Below are 17086 nucleotides of genomic sequence, written 5' to 3'. Positions count from 1 at the left end.
GGCTTGTGGTAGCGGGGAATACAATTATAAAATAGCAATCCCTATTCGTTTTTTGGAAAAATACTATTGTTCTCAGTTATTATGGTTGCCAACTTTTTTATGTCAATTGCGCCATTTTCATTTTTAATTTGGGGTTTTAACTCGTTTAGTTCGGGATAATCGGGATTATCTCTGTCATTGAAAATTTCAAAAAACATTTCTACAGAAATCTCTTTAAATATTTGCTCCAACAATGCTGTTTCCTCATCATTTTCTACATTTACATTCCACTTATTTTCCCTACGTACCGTTTTAAAAATCTGTTCTTCGGTTTCTTTATCGTTCAATCTGGTCGAATATTTAATAAAGCATAATCTATCGGAGTTGATATCTACTAACAACCTGGATTTTAAAAGAATCTCAAAAGAGGTCGAATCCCTTTCGCGTTCCATAATTTCAGCGGCATACCTTTCGGTTAATAAACCTTCGGGAATAGTGGAGCTTAGCTTTCTGGTGATTACGGAGTCTTCCTTGCTTGCATTTACTTCATAGTCATAAAGATTGGCATAGGAATATTCTTTGCTGAAAGAAATTTTGCCGGATTCCCCAATAAAACTTTCATAGTCTAACTGCGCAATTACTGAATGCGAAACAGTCCATATAAATAAGAACAATAGATTTTTCATGTTGAGAGCATTTTTTTTGATTACCATGTTCTTGGGTCTTTGTACAACTCAATTTTGGTTTCATCTATTTCAGGACTGTACCAGCTGCCGAATTCTTCTTCAAGTAGTGATAGATCCAAGCCCGCTTCAGTGGATACCCTTTCGGCAATGGCCTTTATATTTGGGTCGTCTGAATTTTGCAACACAATACCTTCAAGCACTTCAGACTTCATTCGCATTACAATAATAGAAAGGGTTGATAATGATGGGTGCGAAGTTTTTTGCCATCTACCATCTACGAATTGCATAACAGCGGCTCCGGACAAGACATCCATACCTTCAAAATGTGTGAAAAATTTTATAATAGCGGTGGGAACATCTCCAACTGTAAACGTGAGTTTATGGTCAAGTTCAAAATAATTATTGTCCTTGTCCATAGTCATTATTTTGTCAAAATGGCTTTGCTTTTTCTGTGATGCCTTTTCGGCACCTCCTAAAGTGTTGTAATTGACCCATTCTTGATTCGTAGCTGAAATAATGGACTCTAATAATTGTTCTGGGTATACATTAGTCGCCTCTGCTTGACTTTTATAGATTGCCTTGGCGAAAGTTCCTTCGGGATATTGAAAAAAGGAAATTTCGGATTCCTCTGGGTAGCTTAAAATTAAGTTGGCATCTTCTTCTTGGGCATTACAAGAAATTGAGAAAAATAACAGGATTAAAATTTGTATTAATTTATGCTTCATGCTTTATGTTTTTTGTAGTTTACAAAGTATCTGACACAAAGAATAGTAACTAGTATTAGAAAAAGATTAAAGATTAGTTTGTATTGAAATGATGTTACATCCAATTCTTTTTCGTTTTTAAAACCATATAAATTCGATTTGGGGCCTTGCCAAACGCTAATTGAATCACTTGAAAAGTGGTTAAGCCAACCATTCTCTTTTAAAATGTTTTTTTCAAAATCTTCATATATTTTATTTGTTCTTTGTGAAAATGAAAATCTGTTTTGATCTACTATAGGTATTTGTAATTTTTCTTTTTTGTCATTAAAAAAAACATTATAACTAGTTGCTTCATCAGGCAAACCACTAGAGGACATAATCCCCGTAGAAATAGAATCTATTTTATATCTTTTTAATAAATATTTATCCTTATTGACTAAAATGTTGGCACATCTATATACATTAATTATGTATGCTGGGGACATACATATTATGAAAAGAAAAATTAGGTTAAATAGTACTTGTTTAAAGGAAGTTGTATTTTTCATAATAACTTCATTAATCTAGAAAATCCACACTTTTTCGATCTGTAACTTTAAAGCTATCTTTCCATTCTATCAATTCAAAATCCAATAACCCTTTGGATTTAACCTTTACCCAGCCTGAAAGAACTAAAGGGTCAAAGTAAAGCTGGCCCTCCCATTGTTCTGTAGCAAATTTATATTGAATAATACCTCCTATGCAGGAACTGACATCTCCGCCAATATCTATTTCTAGTAAATTTTTTGCGACTAGTAATTCGGCACCCAATTTAAGTGTTGCACACCCATAAGGGTTGAATTTTATATAAGGGTCATCATTTTCAAAATAGTCATTCTCTACAATTTTTATTTTTTCAACGCCCCCTTCTAATTTGACACCCGCTTGAAATTCTAGAGTTAAACCAATTTTTGCAACCCCTGTCCTTTCTAATAAAACCAGTTGCGGAGGTGAGAAAAATTTATCAAAGTATACGGAGAGCCCTCCGTTTATATATCCTTTTTCTACATATTTGTATTTTCTACTATCTGGTATTTCAATATTAGCTTTTGAACCACCTACTTTTATTGGGTCAATTACGACAGGTATACTACCTATACTATAATCATCAAATATCCCAAATATTTGTTCAAGAGAACCATACTTTGAAACTATGACATTATAAACACCGGTAGGCAGAAAATTAAATTGTGAAGTGCCGCCTTCAACCCAAACCACATCAATCCCCTTCTCAATTAAATCCGGTTTACCCGCTTTTACATTTACCGAATAAGTAGATTCTTGTTCTGTTAGGTTTAAATGGATGTCTTTTATACCATAGTCCTTACCTAAATTAGATTGTGTGTTGGGAGTATCATAATACCACGTAATATGTTGTGTAGAAATATCACCTTTTGATAAATCAGGACTGATATGGACACTAAAATCTACCTTACGTTTAGGGCTGATTAATGATGTAGGAGACTTTTTTACTAGATATAATTTTTCGCCACTTTTCGCAATCCTTTTTGGACTGTCTTCAGGCTTGGCATAAATATCTACCAATTCAAAGTCTTGAAGTTCCCTTTTTAACCTAACCTGTATTTTTTTGTCGTTATAATTTGCTACAACATCTAATTTGGAAACCTTTTTCATGTCAATACCCAAGTTGTCGTATTTGGGTTCATTGGTAACATACTTGGAAGTGTAGTCTGTTCCTTGATACAATACTTGCCAATTGAATGTTGCGTTTTCCGGGTGATTTTTTAATGAAAACGCATAGTGGGAATTGTTTTTATCATAGGGAACAACAATTACTTCACCATTCTTATATTCGATACCATTATGAACTATAACTACTTCCTCACCACTGGATGCCGTATTTTCTGATTCAGTATCTGGTGTAGAGGCTATATTTCCGGTATCAACCGTATTTTGACCTGTCCCAGAATCTGCAATTCCTGTTCCGTTCCCGCTAGAGGGATTCGCCGAGGTATTTCCTTGGTTTCCACTTGTGGTTTCCGATACCGTGATGTCGGGTTCTCCTTCATTGATTTCCGGATCCATTGGCGGAGCATTTTCTTCATCCGCGTCTTCTTCTCCGAATACGTTCTTTAAAATGTCGTCTATGCTTTCACCCAAATCCCCCACAGCCTCCACTGCATTATCTACAGTCGCAATGGCCTCATCAACATCCAAAATGTTCTTTAAACTCGGGTCGTAGGTGGTGACTACCGTGCCTTCGGCCAATTTTTTGTCGGTATTGATAAGCACGTTGGTAAATTCTACGCCCACTCGAATGTTGTTCAGGTAGGGGATGGTCACGTATCCTTTGCCCGTAAAACGGCCATTGCTACCGCTTACCGTTAAAATATTTACGGGGAAGTCGCCTGCGATAAATTTTTCACCGGAGGAGATGCTGGGCAGGGGCTCTTTGTTCGAAACGTCAAAATCGGGCGTAATGCCACAATCGTAGACACTGGCTTCGTCATCGGCGATAAAGGTAGTAAACTCCTTGGCCGTGCTCCAATCGCTACCGGTCACCGTACATTGTTTCTGCACCTGGTATTCGTAGGTGGTGCCTGGCTTAAGGTCCCACAGGGTGGTTTGGTTCGAAGTGGTCTTGTTCGTAAACCACTCTGCCCCCTCGAGGTTCTTTTGGCGGTAGCGCACCGTATATTCGGGTACTTCGGTAGCGAAATCGTCCCAAAAGATATTGGCATTGGTACTGCCCTTTACCTCGTGGTTGATACCGATGGGCAGGTCGCAGGTGCCGGCATAACTGAAGGAATAAATCTCGCTATAGCCTTGGTTTTTAAAGAGTCCGATTTCCTCGACCCCTTGCTTGGCCTTGGCCTGTACGCGCCAGGCGTAGTTTTTTCCCGAAAGAAAAAGCGGGTCGGCCGGACCGTATACGTAGGTGGTGGCGGTAGTCGTGACCTGAAAAACGGGGGGCGAGCTTAAAAAGGCCTGTTGCGGGTCTACTTGGGTGTCCCAGATTTCCACGATGCTCAGTTCGTATTCCACATTGCTCACGTTGATGTGGCGTGGCGTCCATTGGAAGACGATGTTCTGCGGATTGGTTTCCGTTAGGTTGGACTTGTTTCTCGGTGCGACCAGAAAGGGCGGTTCGTTTTGAAAGACTACGCTGGTGGCGCAACTTTTCTGCGACAGGCGGTTGCCGGTCAGGGCGTCGTACACCTCAAAACAAAAGGAGTAGGCGCCTTCGGGAATGGCCTTTCCGTATACGTTGGGCGATATTCCGCTAATGTTCTCGAACCTAAAGTACGGGGCCAGTTGTACGTTGGTGAGTATCAGGGGAACACCTCCTTCCAAATAGTGTTTTTCGGCACCTGCTACAACGTCGTTGCTCTGAAAACTGATGCCCCCGCCCTCAAAATAGGTGCGCAGGCGTATCTCGCGGTTGGCGATCTCAAAATCGTTCAAGACGATCTGCACGCGCAGCGGACTGCTCAAGGTACTCGCGTCGGCATAATCGGAAAAATAGATGGGCGCCGGCGGGGTAACCTGCGGAATCACCTGAACGGGGAAGGACTGGGCGGTTGCGGGGAGGCAGGTCAGGGTCAATAGAAAGAAAAAGAGGGCATGAAAAAGAACAGTTTGCAGTCTGCAATTTATGTCTCGCAAGAGACCACGGTAATTTGTCAGCGCTTTATTGAAATGCTGCAATTGTAACCTGCTGTTTTTCATGTTTTTTAGAACTCTGTAAACCATTAACTACTCAATGTTTTTTAATTTTCTTAGCACTAATTACTGTCCACTGCCTACTGCTTATTAATATATCTCAGTTCAAACAGTTCGGGGTTGACTGTTTTTAGCGATTTTTTATAATAGAAATCGATAATCTCGTTTTCTAGATAGTATTCCAGTTTTTCTTGATTTTTGGTTTTTTCATAAAGCTCAAAGGCTTTTACGGCTTGATTTTCCTTAAACTCTTGCAAAAAGCCTGTGCCTTTCAGTATGGCTTCCTTAGAGGAGAACTCGTCGAACTGGGTTTCCATCCACCTATGCCCTACCAGTTTTTGTAAACGGGTCTCCCGTTCTTCTAAAAGTGCTTCGTACCGTGGCACCAGTGCTTTGTCCTTGTTCGTATAGTCTTTCGGGGCCTTTCCGTTCAATGGGTGTTTGTCGGCTTCCAGTTTTTTGACTACGAAGAGCTTTTCCAAGGCCATGTCCACTTTCTTCATATCGTCTTTTATCGACATTACTATGTTATAAAGGGCATCGTCATAAATGGTTTGAAAATCGTCATAGGCGTAGAGTTCCTCAAGAAAAGTGAGGGCCTGCTCCTTATACTTCTCCTCTCGTTTTTGCTCTTTAACAGTGGCCAAAAGGATTTTAAGCTCGTCTTTTTTAAACTGGGGAATATTGGCAAATTGTGAACTTTCGTATACGTTGGTCAGCTGCTCGTTCAGTTCGGGTATTGTACCGCTGTAGGATACATTGCGGTAACGGAAGCTCAAGGTGTTCTCCCTGCTGCGGGGGTCGCGTTCGTTGGGACTGCGCCTATGGGAATCAAGGTCGAGCTTAAAGTTGTCAAAGGCATAGCTGTAGCCGAAGGTTAGGGTCAGGTCGCGTCCCGTATTGAGTTCCGAATTCCTGAAAAGCATCAGAAAATTAAGGCTGAGGTTGTGTTTTTTGTACAGGGTATAGTTGCTGCCCAGCCTAAAATTAAATATGTTGTTCTGCTGCTCCCCATTGGCGAAGCTCGTATTGTATGAACTTGAAAAATTGGTTCGGAGTTGCTTGTCGAAAAACTGCTTGCCGACAGATAGGGTGGGGCCAAGGGTCATGTTGTCGTCCTCGGCTACGGTGTTGTACGAAACGTTGGCGGCCAAGGAAATATTCAGGGCCTGTTTGGGGTATCCCAGGGTGTAGCCCGCCATACCGTTATAAAACGAATTTTCCCCGCCTTCTATGGTTTCGCCTTCTTGTTGATTGGTACTGTTTTGATAGACCAGGTTAAGGTTGGTACTGTGCTGTTTGGTCTCAGTTTTTTTTAGGATATAGTTGATGCCCAAGTTGGCATTTTGAGAGACCTGGCGATAGTTCAGTGTATCTACATTGTCATAGGTCCCTACTTGGTTGATGTAGTCGAACTGGTCGCGAATATTGGTGTACGATTGAAAGTTGCTGTACGATGCATTGAACCCCAAGCGGTCGGAGGCCGTGTAATTGGCGTTGACGGCACTTACGACGCGCTGTTGGTCCGATGATTTGGTATTGTCTAAGTTATCACGTTGCAATCCTGCGTTTACGCTGAGGTTGAGTTTGTTGTCGAAAACCGACTGGCTCGCGTTTACCGTAATGTTTTCGAGGTCGTTGTTGAAATAATAGGCTCCCAAGGTCTTATATTCGGGGTCGATACGTTCATATCCTAGTCCCAAGGTTCCGTTGCCCGCGGGATAATCGAAAGAAGCATTGAGGGCCTTGTAGTATTGGGTGCTTATGTTTTCTTTTAAGAGGAAGGACAGCAGGCCGGTAGATGAAGGATCTTCGGTCAGTCTAGTGTCCTCCGTAACACCTGAAATAGCGTATTCTACGTGAATCCTAGCCTTTTCGAAAAGTCGGAATTCCGATTCGAACGAGAGCACCGCATTGTCTTTGGGGGAAAGTCCGAGTTCCAAGGGAAAGGGAGTTTTCAGGGAGTTCTCCTGGTCGTTGGCCTTAAAGAGAATAAGCCCTAGTTTCATAAAATCAAAATCATAGGCGGTCTTTACCCCGTAGCCCATGCGTTTGTAGGCGGTAAGGGCTTCGGGATATTCTTCGTTGTATTCGGTGGCCTTTAAAAAGCGGCCGTACATGGCGCTTATTTGAAATTTCCCTTCGGGATTCAGGTCGAAACCGCCACCCGTAAATTGGTGGCCGGCCAAGGTATATGGTGAAAAGGTCATGCTTACATCGCCGATATGTGCAGTAGCCCATTTGTAGGACGGATGTAGGCTTAAGCGGTTAAAGTTAAAGGGATTGGGGAAATTGAACTCTTGATTCGAATAGGTGAACGAAAGCGGAATATTGTACACCCCGGCAATGTTGAAGTTTAAGCTTCCGGTGAGATAATAAGTCAGTGCCTGTCGGTTGGCGGTACCGTCATAGTATACAGCATTGGCGGACACACCACCATTATATCGGAGCCATTTCTCCTTGCCCAATTGATCAAAGTTGATACTTTGGGAAAAACCAAGTGTACAACACATAAGAAGGGGGACTAATAATCGGTACAATGATTCGTATTCTTAACGCGTTAAATTTAAGTTAAAAAGCGAAAAATACTACAAAAATTTCGATGAAATGTAATGAATTTCAGATTTTTTATAATTAATATATCGTGTTTATAATGAGAAAAGTACGTGTTGTGTATTGTAAATATGGGCCTTGTGGGGACTACAAAAAAATTAATGTTTGTGTAGGAAGTGTTGTTTTGTTGTAAGTATTTAATACGCCCGGTTTTCCAGTCCTGGGCCCACTTGCTGGTCCGCGTGGCCAGTACCGAAGACAATTCCAAATGCATAGCAGCGAACTATCCCTAAGGCGAAACATTCCCCGCCCTTCGGGCACCCCCTTCGAAGCCTTGCGCCGAGCCTGCCGAAGTGGGGGGTCATTGTCTGTTGCGGACACGAGCGTGAGGGAACTATTAGAAATTTATATTTTTTTAATTGATGATTTCCGCAATATGTTTGAATAGTGTGCTTATCTTGGCTCTAATGTTTTCCCCAAGTAATTTATTGAATTCAATAGCCTTAGAAATTAATGGATGCTTTTTATCCATGTCATTAGTTAGACTATAGGTTACCATAAAGTTCTCGTCAATTTTGTAGTTCTTCCAAAAAGGGATCCAAAAGCAAACACTGAGTTCTCTTTTTTCTTTTTTCCAGATAAATTCTATATGGTCATCTTGACTTCTTGCATCACCAAACCCACATTTTAAAAAATTAAACCCAAGTTCTGAAAATGAATCATCTTCCTTTTCGATTAAGTCTTGAAAAGAATGAAGAATTTCGTCTTTATTTCTATTATAATCTTTTAGATAGCCCATTGAAATTATTAAAAGTATTAATCGAAAATTATATCCGTTTCCATATCATAAAATGCACTAGAATCTGGTAAATTTTGTCTGTCATCTGAGTTAATAAATTGACCTGGATTATCACCTATAACATAATAATCTTCAATAGCACGAACAACTCTTTCCATTTTACGCTCAATACTTGTTGTACCCCAAAGTGATTCTTGGTCATTATATTTCTTTTTAAAAGCTTCATAACTAAAATTATTATCTTTTTTGGGCGTATAAATAGTATAGGTGTCATATGTTTTTGAGATAAAATCTTCCTTACTTTTTTTGAATATATCTTTCGGGTAGTCCTCATTGAAAAGGGAAGCAGAACTTTACTATTTTTTTACACTTGCTTTGAGAAGACCTGTACTATCGTATAAGGCTTGCATTTTGTTTTAAAATCTTCGGTGAAAAGCGTAAAATTTTCCTCTTTTTGTTGACCCCATCCACTAAAAAAACTATTTGCGTAGTTTTTTGGCAACTTAAGGTATTACAGTCCTCAGGAAATAGAGGGGTTATAAGTTCTATGTCATAAACTGTAAAAGCTACATACGTCAACAAATCACTAGCTGCATTTATTGAAGCTATCTTACTGTTCATATTGGACAAATACGAATCATCCATATGTTCGGTTTGATCCAAAATATGCTCTAACTGTTTTACATCGGCACCTAGAAAATAAATGTACCATTGCTCGGAAGGCTTACATTCTTGAACTTTTTTTCGTTATAGTCGATTAAGAAGTTAATCTGATCAGCTGCATTTTTTACCCATCCATCATTTGACTTATTTCCACGAACAATCGTTACATGCATTGATAAAAAGCATATAAATATTGTCAATAAAGTTTTGTTTAATTTTTTTTCAAATTATGACTCATTATTAGTACTATTTTTTTGTAAATATTCCTTTATCAAATGATAAATGGGTTTTAATCCAAGGATAAGAAGACCAATCTTAACTAGATAATAGCTAATAAGGTTATTGCTTGCGTAGTAGATAATGATACGTGCCAACGATGATTTAGCTGATCCACGGCTGATGAACTCTTTGGTTAAGTTTTGTTCAAATAAATAACACATATACAAAAAGACTGCGCTTAATGCGAGTTTCCCTAAAATATTTCTCCACTCTATTTTCTTCATCTTTCTAAAATTCTGGTAAACCATCTACTAGTATCAAACTAAAACTACGTCTAAGTTCTTCTTTAAGGAAGTCGATAATTTCTTGTTTCGTCTTATTTTCTCTCTTTAAGGTCTCAATTTCAACAATAAATTTGATGTCAATACTTTCTAGTTTTTCTAAGAAAACCTCTAACTTTTGATTATCTGGATCTTCTTGACTTAATAGCTGCGCAAATACATATGTAGCTATTTTGGATTCAGCCTCATTAAGGGCCTCTTGTTCTTTATTAATAAGTGAAATTGAAATTTCACTTTCTTCAACCATTTCATTATCCAAAAAAATTATATCTCCCAGATTATTTAAAACGTTTTTGCGTTCTTCAATTATAGTTTGATATTCGGTAATTAAGGTGTTTTCAACTTCCTTTCCCTCCCTATATAAATCAAGTATAGCTTCCTTTAACAAATCAACCACCTCATCTTTATATTTATCCACTTCTTTTTGAGCTTCTTCCAAATTACCTTGAGCAATATTAAAATTGTTTTGAGCAGTTTCCGCTGCTGTTACATCACCATTTGCATTATCATATTGCTCTTTTGCTTCTTTGATTTGAGCTGCAGCGGTTTCAATTTTGTTTTTTAGTGTTGTGTTCTTGGAATATACTTTATGAGATAGTCTTTTTATATATATTTTTTTGCGGTAGATTGCTAATATGACCCATTTGCTTTCCCTTCCATTTTCCTTAGATCCTTCCCATCCAGATTCAAATTTGAGCCGTCCTTAAACCTTGCGATTTTGCCCCCTTTAAAGTCTGTACGGCACTTGTCGTAGTGGGGCGGATTGAGGACGCCATAGCGTAAGCTATGGGCGAGATGGTGCGCTGGCAAAGCAAGGCAAGAGTTGCTTTACAGGGGTGTTTTGAACATGGTTCGGGCGTGACGCTCGCGCCAGCGAGGATGCTTTCTTGCTTAAGTCTAATCTTAAACAACAGTTGGGGTAGTTTCTTCCTCTTCAAAAACAATTGAATATTCAATTGTTTTTTCTAAATCATCACTAGTGACTTCAGACATCTTCTTTAAAAACCCTGTTTTTTCTAGTTCTATTAGTTCTTTTTCCCCTACACCATCCCAACCGCTAGGAATATCATATTTATTTAATAGCTCAATACCTGAGATTTTTAATGAATGAGATGGTGCCCCAAACCAAAAATGAATTTCATAAATAACTTTGTTAGAATTCAATTCTTTTGATGCATTCTTCAACGCTATTTTTAGTTTTTCAATCATATCAAGGAATTAAATCTGTCATTCGATATTTTTTAAGTGTCGGTAAAGTTTTATTTCCAACAACATCAAATAAAGCTTTACCCAAAACTTGTTTATCTCCTAAAGGAGTCGAAGCTCCTTGAATTATTCTATTGTAATCTGTAACACCTTCTTTTACCACGAATGATATTATAACCAGCTAAAATGGCAAGTAAAAGGGCGCTTTTCCATGTGCCAAAAAAACTATTATTACTAGTCTTTTCTGTTTTGTTATCCGGAACATCTTTATGAATAAAATATTGGCACTCCCTTTCAAAAACTGGTGGGGCAGAGGTCAAATCACAAATGATATTTTTGTCATAGTCCAAAGCCTTGTTCTTACATTGTTGGCAATATTTAAATCGTTTTTTTTATGTTCATTTTGTATTGTGACAATTTTTTGCCCTTTCAAACCTTGCATTAGGTAGATATTTTTAAGTCTTGGCGTACAAGATTACTCACGGACAGGGTTATTAATTTTCTTATAGTATAACATACTTTATACATCTTCATTAAAAGTTAAAACCTCGTACTAATAGTGGGATCGACAATTTCCCAAATTCCATGAACATGAATAATATTTTCTTCAAAATCCGTACTTCCTTTTTTAGCAAAAATTATGAGATAGTAATTCTGGCTTGTTTTTTTTATCGCACCATAACAGGAATAACCAAATGAATCAGATATATTAGGGATCTTGGCGATAAGAGTAGTTTTCGATAATGGATGTTGAGATGTTTCTAATGAAAATTCCTTACAAAAATTTTTCAATTCTTTTTTATTAAAAAGTTCACTCTCAATTAATACAAATTGTTTTATTTCATTTCTATCATAGTGTATTAAGTCAATACATATTGATTTTTTATTTATTTGAAAACAAACCTTTTGCTTTTTTGACCTATTAGGAAATGTGATTTCCTGACCAACTGATAGATTAGATTCTTGAAAAGAGTCGTCACCTACAACAAAAAAGTTCTCTATTTGTCTTAATTTCTTCATATTCAAGGTGTAATAGTTGTCCATTGTCCATTTTGATAAACTAACTTTTCTATAACATCATAATGAACATCTTCAATTAAATCGCTAAACTTATAACTGGACTTTATTTGGTCTGCATTACCCAATGCACCTCCCCAAGGAACTAAGGGAGGCTCAATCATTTTTTATTTTTTCTTCTTTTGTTTTGTTCACCTTTCTATTTTTCCCTTCTATCTGCATCGGTTCGATCCTACATCCCCGCCCTTCGGGCACCCCCTTCGAAGCCTTGCGCCGAGCCTGCCGAAGTGGGGGATTATTTAAATTCATATTTTGCTTAGTATTGTTCAAACTAAATTGATTAAAAGCTAACGATTTTCCATTGTACTATATACTTCTCCCGTATTGGCGTCAATCCTTTTTTTAAACTCCCCAACATAAGCGGTCAATAATTCTTTACCTCTAAACAGTTCTAAAAACTTTTCAAAATGTTTCTTTGAAACGAAATCCGATTCTCTTTTTTTGTCTATTGATTCCGGAAAAACCGCTTCTACATTTGCTAGTTCCCAGAGTAATACTTTGTCTTTTTTTGATATACAGACCAAAGAACTTTCACTTTTGTTTTCTAGTAAATCTTTAGAGTCTTCTGTTTGCGGAAAAGAAAGGAAAACTATTACTTCGGTAAATTCGATTATGGAATGAATTCTATATTTAAGTTCATAAAACTCCCCGTCAATTCGAACTTGTGTATTTGCCTTGTTCTCAAATATTATGCTTTTCATTTTATTTGTTTATAAATTGGTTAATATTACCCATGTTCTTGAACCAATCACCCATATACTGCCAATCGAAATTTATTATCTCAAATTGAGTGGCTCCACCAGATAAATGACCTTGACCACCCCAATCTTGTGGTCTTGCAACACTTTTTCGAATTGTAGTTCCTGCTGGAACTTTAACAAGAACAAGTTTGTCTGGTTTTTGTATGCTACCAAACTCATCTACTACGGGCAGTGCTGTTTTATTTATAAAATCATCGACTGAATTAAAATTAGGTATATCCTCAATTGACACCAACCATCTACCTATTTTATGCTGATTAAAGGCACGAACAAAATAAGCAGACTTTATTCGATTTTTAGCTTCCTTTTTACTTATATCCATGTCTTGCACAATACCATTTTGATTCTTGAATATGACCTGCCAACCCTCTGTATTCTTATGCAATACAGCATTGAATTCTTTATATACTCCGTAATAACCGAACCTGAATTTCATTCTATTATTTTTTTACAAATTTTCCCTTAACTATAACACCTCTTAGAATTTCTGTACCATCATTCATTATTTCCCATAATTCTGCTCCATTATCCATTTTAATATTTTGAGGCAAATGCCATTCCGGAGCACCCGATCTTCCATTTTTTCCTGCACTAAACCCCTGCAGCGAATCGTGTTTTGTTTTCCTTTTTTTCTTTCATTTTATTAGGTTATATCTTCATCATCCTCCGGAATCAAAGGGTCGGGCAAGGGTTTATCTATATTATAATATACCCTGCTGGGTTCACTGACTTCCCCGTTCTTATAAAAGGTTCCTTTTAGGGCATCACCGTTTAAGAGTATTTCCCCTTTAAAGATCAATTCAATATCTTCTCCGTAATAGAAATTCCATCTCATTTCTATTTGGTTGTTATCCAATAAGGAATACTTTCCAATAGAAACCGGGTCCTTGCCTTTTTCAATAGATTTAATAAGATTTTTTCTTCTTATTTCTGATAAATCGTTTTGAATCGTTCCATAAATATTACCATTGTTATCTTTCCTATCTATTGAGGACCACCTAACAACTATATTGTCATTATATATGTACAGAAATCCCCATGTGAATTCGGTATAAATAGATCCTTGAACATCATTTTCTTGTACTGTTGGAGTTGACGTCATTTGACGAAATTCTTTACCTATTATCTTCATATTAGTATTTCCATTTAGACCAATCCATATTACTTAAATCTACCTCATCTAGATTCAAATTTGAGCCATCACCTGCTAGCGCCGGTGTCACGCTTGTGCGGTTAAAAATTTGTTGCAAACCCATATTCGTTTTGCTTTTATAGCCTACTGGGTATTATCGCTGTAGCGGGTACGGTCGTGAAACTGCGGTAAGCTTAGTTCAAGTGTTCGCGCTAGCGGGAGTTCTAACTCAATTTTGTTCGCTCCCAAAAAGTATATATACCATGTCTTGTCTGGGTTTCCTTTAACAATTTGAGTTTTATTGTGTTCATATAAAAAAATTAACTGTTCGGTAGTATTTTTTACAAGCCCATCATTTGAGTTTGCTTGAACCCAAGAACTCAACCACATCAACAATAGAAAGAAAAGATTTTTCATTTTTTTTTGACTAAAATTTTAGCGATATTAAAAACGGACAGCGCAATAAAAAATGTGCATACCCCTTTTAAAATGTAGATTGAAACCTTGTCGGAAAAAAGGAGTTCAAATACCAATTCCATAATTTTTAGATTACGATGTCTATAAGATATTGGAGAGGGATTATTGACAAGAAATAAGAATAAGGAGAAAAGCACGAGTACAAAAATCCATTCAAAGAGACCAAGTTTATTTTTATCCTCTTTCATAGCAAAAATCTGGTAAGTTGTCTATCAATGTACTTAGTGTTGTGTTCTTGGAATATACTTTATGAGATAGTCTTTTTATATATATTTTTTGCGGTAGATTGCTAATATGGCCCATTTGCTTTCCAATCCATTTTCCTTAGATCCTTCCCATCCAGATTCAAATTTGAGCCGTCCTTAAACCTTGCGATTTTGCCCCGTTCGAAGTCTGTACGGCACTTGTCGTAGTGGGGGATTGAGGACGCCATAGCGTAAGCTATGGGCGAGATGGCGCGCTGGCAAAGCAAGGCAAGAGTTGCTTTATAGGGGTGTTTTGAACATGGCACGAGTGTGAGGCTCGAGCTGGCGGGGCATATAGTAGAATTGATAAGTAAATAAGCTTAATTTTCATTAGTTTAACTTTTCTAAGATTTTTTTTTACGTTTTTGAATTTGATAACGAATAATATACCATGTACAAGGCAAAAAGAGTATCCACGTTATAATATTGACATAAGCGTCAATTTGTCTTATTGAATATAGTTTGGGAAATTTTTCGGAAGTTCTTATTGAAATTGCACCGTCCATAGTATTGTACCATACGGGTATTTTGAACTCATTCTCAGGATAACCATCCGTTGTCCATATTTTTTTCATTGACTTTTCATTAGCAAAAACTCTCTTTTTTGTTTTGTATTTTTTTTAATGTTCCATTGAAATAGTACATGTCTCTACCCCCGCTGCCAGACCCCATGGTCTGGCTCTCATATATTAGGACATCCTTCCTAAAGTACTCTGTAGGATAAAAAGATGCATATAGCCGTTTAAATTCCGAATAATCGTGTAATACACTGTCTAATAGCCCGGAAAGCGCTAAAACAACTACTATCCAACTAAAAACGTATTTTGTTCCTTTACTCATAGTTAGGTCCGATTGAGGAAACCCCTACAGTACCATTATCAGATGCCTTTAATCCCATTTTTGGGTCTAATCCCATTTTTGCGTTAAAGTGATTTCTGAAGGGATGGCATGTTAAATATAAATTTAACGGAGAAAAATACTACAAATTATTCGACAAAATACAGGAGGTATTGTATTTATAATGAGGTAAGTATGTGTGGTGTGCCATTCGTATGGCGCTAACAAGGATTACAGCTTTAAAAAAATATGCAGGAATTTTGTTTTTTAAAGGTGCTGAAAACGGACGTTTTTGGCGTTTGGAAAGGAATCGCACCTACCGGGATATCTAGGTCTACTAGAAGGTTTGTGTTAGGGACTCGATCATTTAGTTCTGCTATTGGAGTAGAGGGTATCTACAGATATTATTGTAATCTTTTATAATATCCTCATCTAAGGATTTAAACAATTCGGGATTTAGATTCCATAATTCTTCTGCTTTCTTAGGGTTTTTAAATATATTCTGAAAAGCTAGTTTGGCCTCCTCTGCATTGCCATTATAATAGTACCTAAATTCATTTTTACTTTTGACATACTGGTAAAACTGACTTGTTTCATCCGCGGCAATCGTTTTTACCTCTTTCCAATTTTTAAGTTCTACAGATCGGTAAAAGTTGGTTGATGGATTTCTGAATAACGCATCTAGTTTGTGGCCCGTTTCTATATCTGGTATACTACCCTCAAACCTTGTGAAAGTGTAACCGCAGTAGGAACACCTCCAACATCAAAAGTGAGTTTATGAGCCAATTCAAAGTAATTTTTATCCTTATCCATAGTCATTATTTTGTCGAAATGACTTTGCTTTTTTTGTGATGCCTTTTTGGCACCTCCCAAAGTATTGTAATTGACCCATTCTTGATTCGTAGCTGAAATAATGGACTCTAATAATTGTTCTGGGTATACATTAGTCGCCTCTGCCTGACTGTTATAGATTGCTTTGACAAAAGTTCTTTCAGGGTATTGAAAAAAGGAAATTTCGGATTCCTCAGGGTAACTTAAAATTAAGTTAGCATTATTATCTTGTGAATAACAATAAGTGTAAGCCACAATGAGAAAACAAAAGATAATTGTTGAATTTTTCATACTTATTTTTTCTTTGCTTTAAGTTCATTAATATGATAATGTAAACAGCCAAAACCTATTAGGCACAGTACAATAAAGAGGATTCCTTGTAGCCAGAATGCTTTTGTGTTAAACATTTTTTCATGAGGCAAAGCATAAAAATCTTTAGCTTCTTGGTTATGCCAAACCCAAATTGAGTCATTTTTATCAACAGGTTTAAAGCCTCCGAAAATGCTATCTTCTTTGCCGGCATTCATAAAATGCACAAATTTGTCATTGGATTCTCTCAGGTCTACTTTTGATTCTAAAATTTCACCATTTTCCACAACATCATATATCAACCGGTATTTAGTATATTCTAAACCTCTTCTACCTGATGATAAATCAACCACTTCCTTTACTTGAACTTTTTTTAAGCGATAATTACTTTTTTGACTAATGAAATAAAAATTTTGGTATACCATGTACAGGGATATTGGTAAAGCAAATACGTTGCCTACCAATAGAAAAATTATTATTTTTTTAATGATTTGCATACGCACTAATCCCTTGGGTATATTTTAATTTCATTAGTTACAGTTAT

Annotated in this window: 18 protein-coding genes; all 18 read right to left on the bottom strand. The window is 37.2% G+C overall.

The features are described 5' to 3' along the window. Window positions 1–41: 41 nt before the first annotated feature. The 18 genes from B4Q04_RS02205 to B4Q04_RS02105 all read right to left on the bottom strand — a co-directional run bounded on the left by B4Q04_RS02205 (window position 42) and on the right by B4Q04_RS02105 (window position 17039). Window positions 42–665 (bottom strand): hypothetical protein, encoded by a 624-nt coding sequence (locus B4Q04_RS02205; protein WP_123772320.1) that lies wholly within the window; start codon window positions 663–665, stop codon window positions 42–44. A gap of 20 nt (window positions 666–685) precedes the next feature. Then, window positions 686–1390 carry a hypothetical protein gene (locus tag B4Q04_RS02200; protein ID WP_088695879.1) on the bottom strand — a complete coding sequence of 235 codons (705 nt, stop codon included), beginning with the start codon at window positions 1388–1390 and terminating at the stop codon, window positions 686–688. Next, entirely contained in the window at window positions 1387–1917 is a 531-nt protein-coding gene (locus tag B4Q04_RS02195; RefSeq protein ID WP_088695878.1) for a hypothetical protein, read from the bottom strand. The genes B4Q04_RS02200 and B4Q04_RS02195 overlap by 4 nt, the downstream gene beginning before the upstream one ends. Window positions 1918–1927: 10 nt before the next feature. After that, window positions 1928–5098: a fibronectin type III domain-containing protein gene (locus tag B4Q04_RS02190; RefSeq protein WP_161496035.1), complete on the bottom strand. Its 3171-nt coding sequence runs from the start codon at window positions 5096–5098 to the stop codon at window positions 1928–1930. Between the two features lie 74 nt (window positions 5099–5172). After that, a complete protein-coding gene (locus B4Q04_RS02185; RefSeq protein WP_088695876.1) occupies window positions 5173–7605 on the bottom strand; it encodes a hypothetical protein in 2433 nt (810 codons plus the stop codon). 455 nt (window positions 7606–8060) lie between these two features. Continuing rightward, complete coding sequence (locus B4Q04_RS02180; RefSeq protein WP_088695875.1) at window positions 8061–8444, bottom strand: hypothetical protein; 384 nt, start codon at window positions 8442–8444, stop codon at window positions 8061–8063. A 17-nt stretch (window positions 8445–8461) separates the two neighbouring features. Then, window positions 8462–8602, bottom strand: a complete 141-nt coding sequence (locus B4Q04_RS22640; RefSeq protein WP_161496034.1) for a hypothetical protein — start codon at window positions 8600–8602, stop codon at window positions 8462–8464. 732 nt (window positions 8603–9334) lie between these two features. Next, window positions 9335–9610 (bottom strand): hypothetical protein, encoded by a 276-nt coding sequence (locus tag B4Q04_RS02165; protein ID WP_123772319.1) that lies wholly within the window; start codon window positions 9608–9610, stop codon window positions 9335–9337. A gap of 4 nt (window positions 9611–9614) precedes the next feature. Continuing rightward, complete coding sequence (locus B4Q04_RS02160) at window positions 9615–10106, bottom strand: hypothetical protein (RefSeq protein ID WP_088695871.1); 492 nt, start codon at window positions 10104–10106, stop codon at window positions 9615–9617. 464 nt (window positions 10107–10570) lie between these two features. Next, the gene (locus B4Q04_RS02155) at window positions 10571–10876 is read right to left on the bottom strand and encodes a hypothetical protein (RefSeq protein ID WP_088695870.1); all 306 of its coding nucleotides are present in this window, start codon (window positions 10874–10876) and stop codon (window positions 10571–10573) included. A gap of 1 nt (window position 10877) precedes the next feature. Then, on the bottom strand, window positions 10878–11036 hold the full coding sequence (locus B4Q04_RS22635; protein WP_161496033.1) for a hypothetical protein: 159 nt from the start codon (window positions 11034–11036) through the stop codon (window positions 10878–10880). Window positions 11037–11413: 377 nt separating this feature from the next. Next, window positions 11414–11893: a hypothetical protein gene (locus tag B4Q04_RS02150; protein ID WP_088695869.1), complete on the bottom strand. Its 480-nt coding sequence runs from the start codon at window positions 11891–11893 to the stop codon at window positions 11414–11416. A gap of 344 nt (window positions 11894–12237) precedes the next feature. Then, window positions 12238–12651, bottom strand: a complete 414-nt coding sequence (locus B4Q04_RS02145; RefSeq protein WP_088695868.1) for a hypothetical protein — start codon at window positions 12649–12651, stop codon at window positions 12238–12240. Between the two features lies 1 nt (window position 12652). Beyond that, window positions 12653–13147, bottom strand: coding sequence for a hypothetical protein (locus tag B4Q04_RS02140; RefSeq protein WP_088695867.1), 495 nt, complete (start codon window positions 13145–13147; stop codon window positions 12653–12655). Window positions 13148–13354: 207 nt separating this feature from the next. Then, window positions 13355–13843, bottom strand: a complete 489-nt coding sequence (locus B4Q04_RS02135) for a hypothetical protein (protein ID WP_088695866.1) — start codon at window positions 13841–13843, stop codon at window positions 13355–13357. 144 nt (window positions 13844–13987) lie between these two features. Continuing rightward, window positions 13988–14260 carry a hypothetical protein gene (locus B4Q04_RS02130; RefSeq protein ID WP_088695865.1) on the bottom strand — a complete coding sequence of 91 codons (273 nt, stop codon included), beginning with the start codon at window positions 14258–14260 and terminating at the stop codon, window positions 13988–13990. Between the two features lie 1841 nt (window positions 14261–16101). Continuing rightward, window positions 16102–16524 carry a hypothetical protein gene (locus tag B4Q04_RS02110; protein ID WP_088695861.1) on the bottom strand — a complete coding sequence of 141 codons (423 nt, stop codon included), beginning with the start codon at window positions 16522–16524 and terminating at the stop codon, window positions 16102–16104. Window positions 16525–16526: 2 nt separating this feature from the next. Then, window positions 16527–17039 carry a hypothetical protein gene (locus B4Q04_RS02105; protein ID WP_088695860.1) on the bottom strand — a complete coding sequence of 171 codons (513 nt, stop codon included), beginning with the start codon at window positions 17037–17039 and terminating at the stop codon, window positions 16527–16529. Window positions 17040–17086: the final 47 nt, after the last annotated feature.

This window comes from Zobellia sp. OII3, from assembly GCF_002211465.1.
Taxonomy (GTDB): Bacteria; Bacteroidota; Bacteroidia; order Flavobacteriales; family Flavobacteriaceae; genus Zobellia; species Zobellia galactanivorans.
Note: the sequence above shows the minus strand (reverse complement) of the source record. Positions and strands in the feature narration are given on the sequence as shown.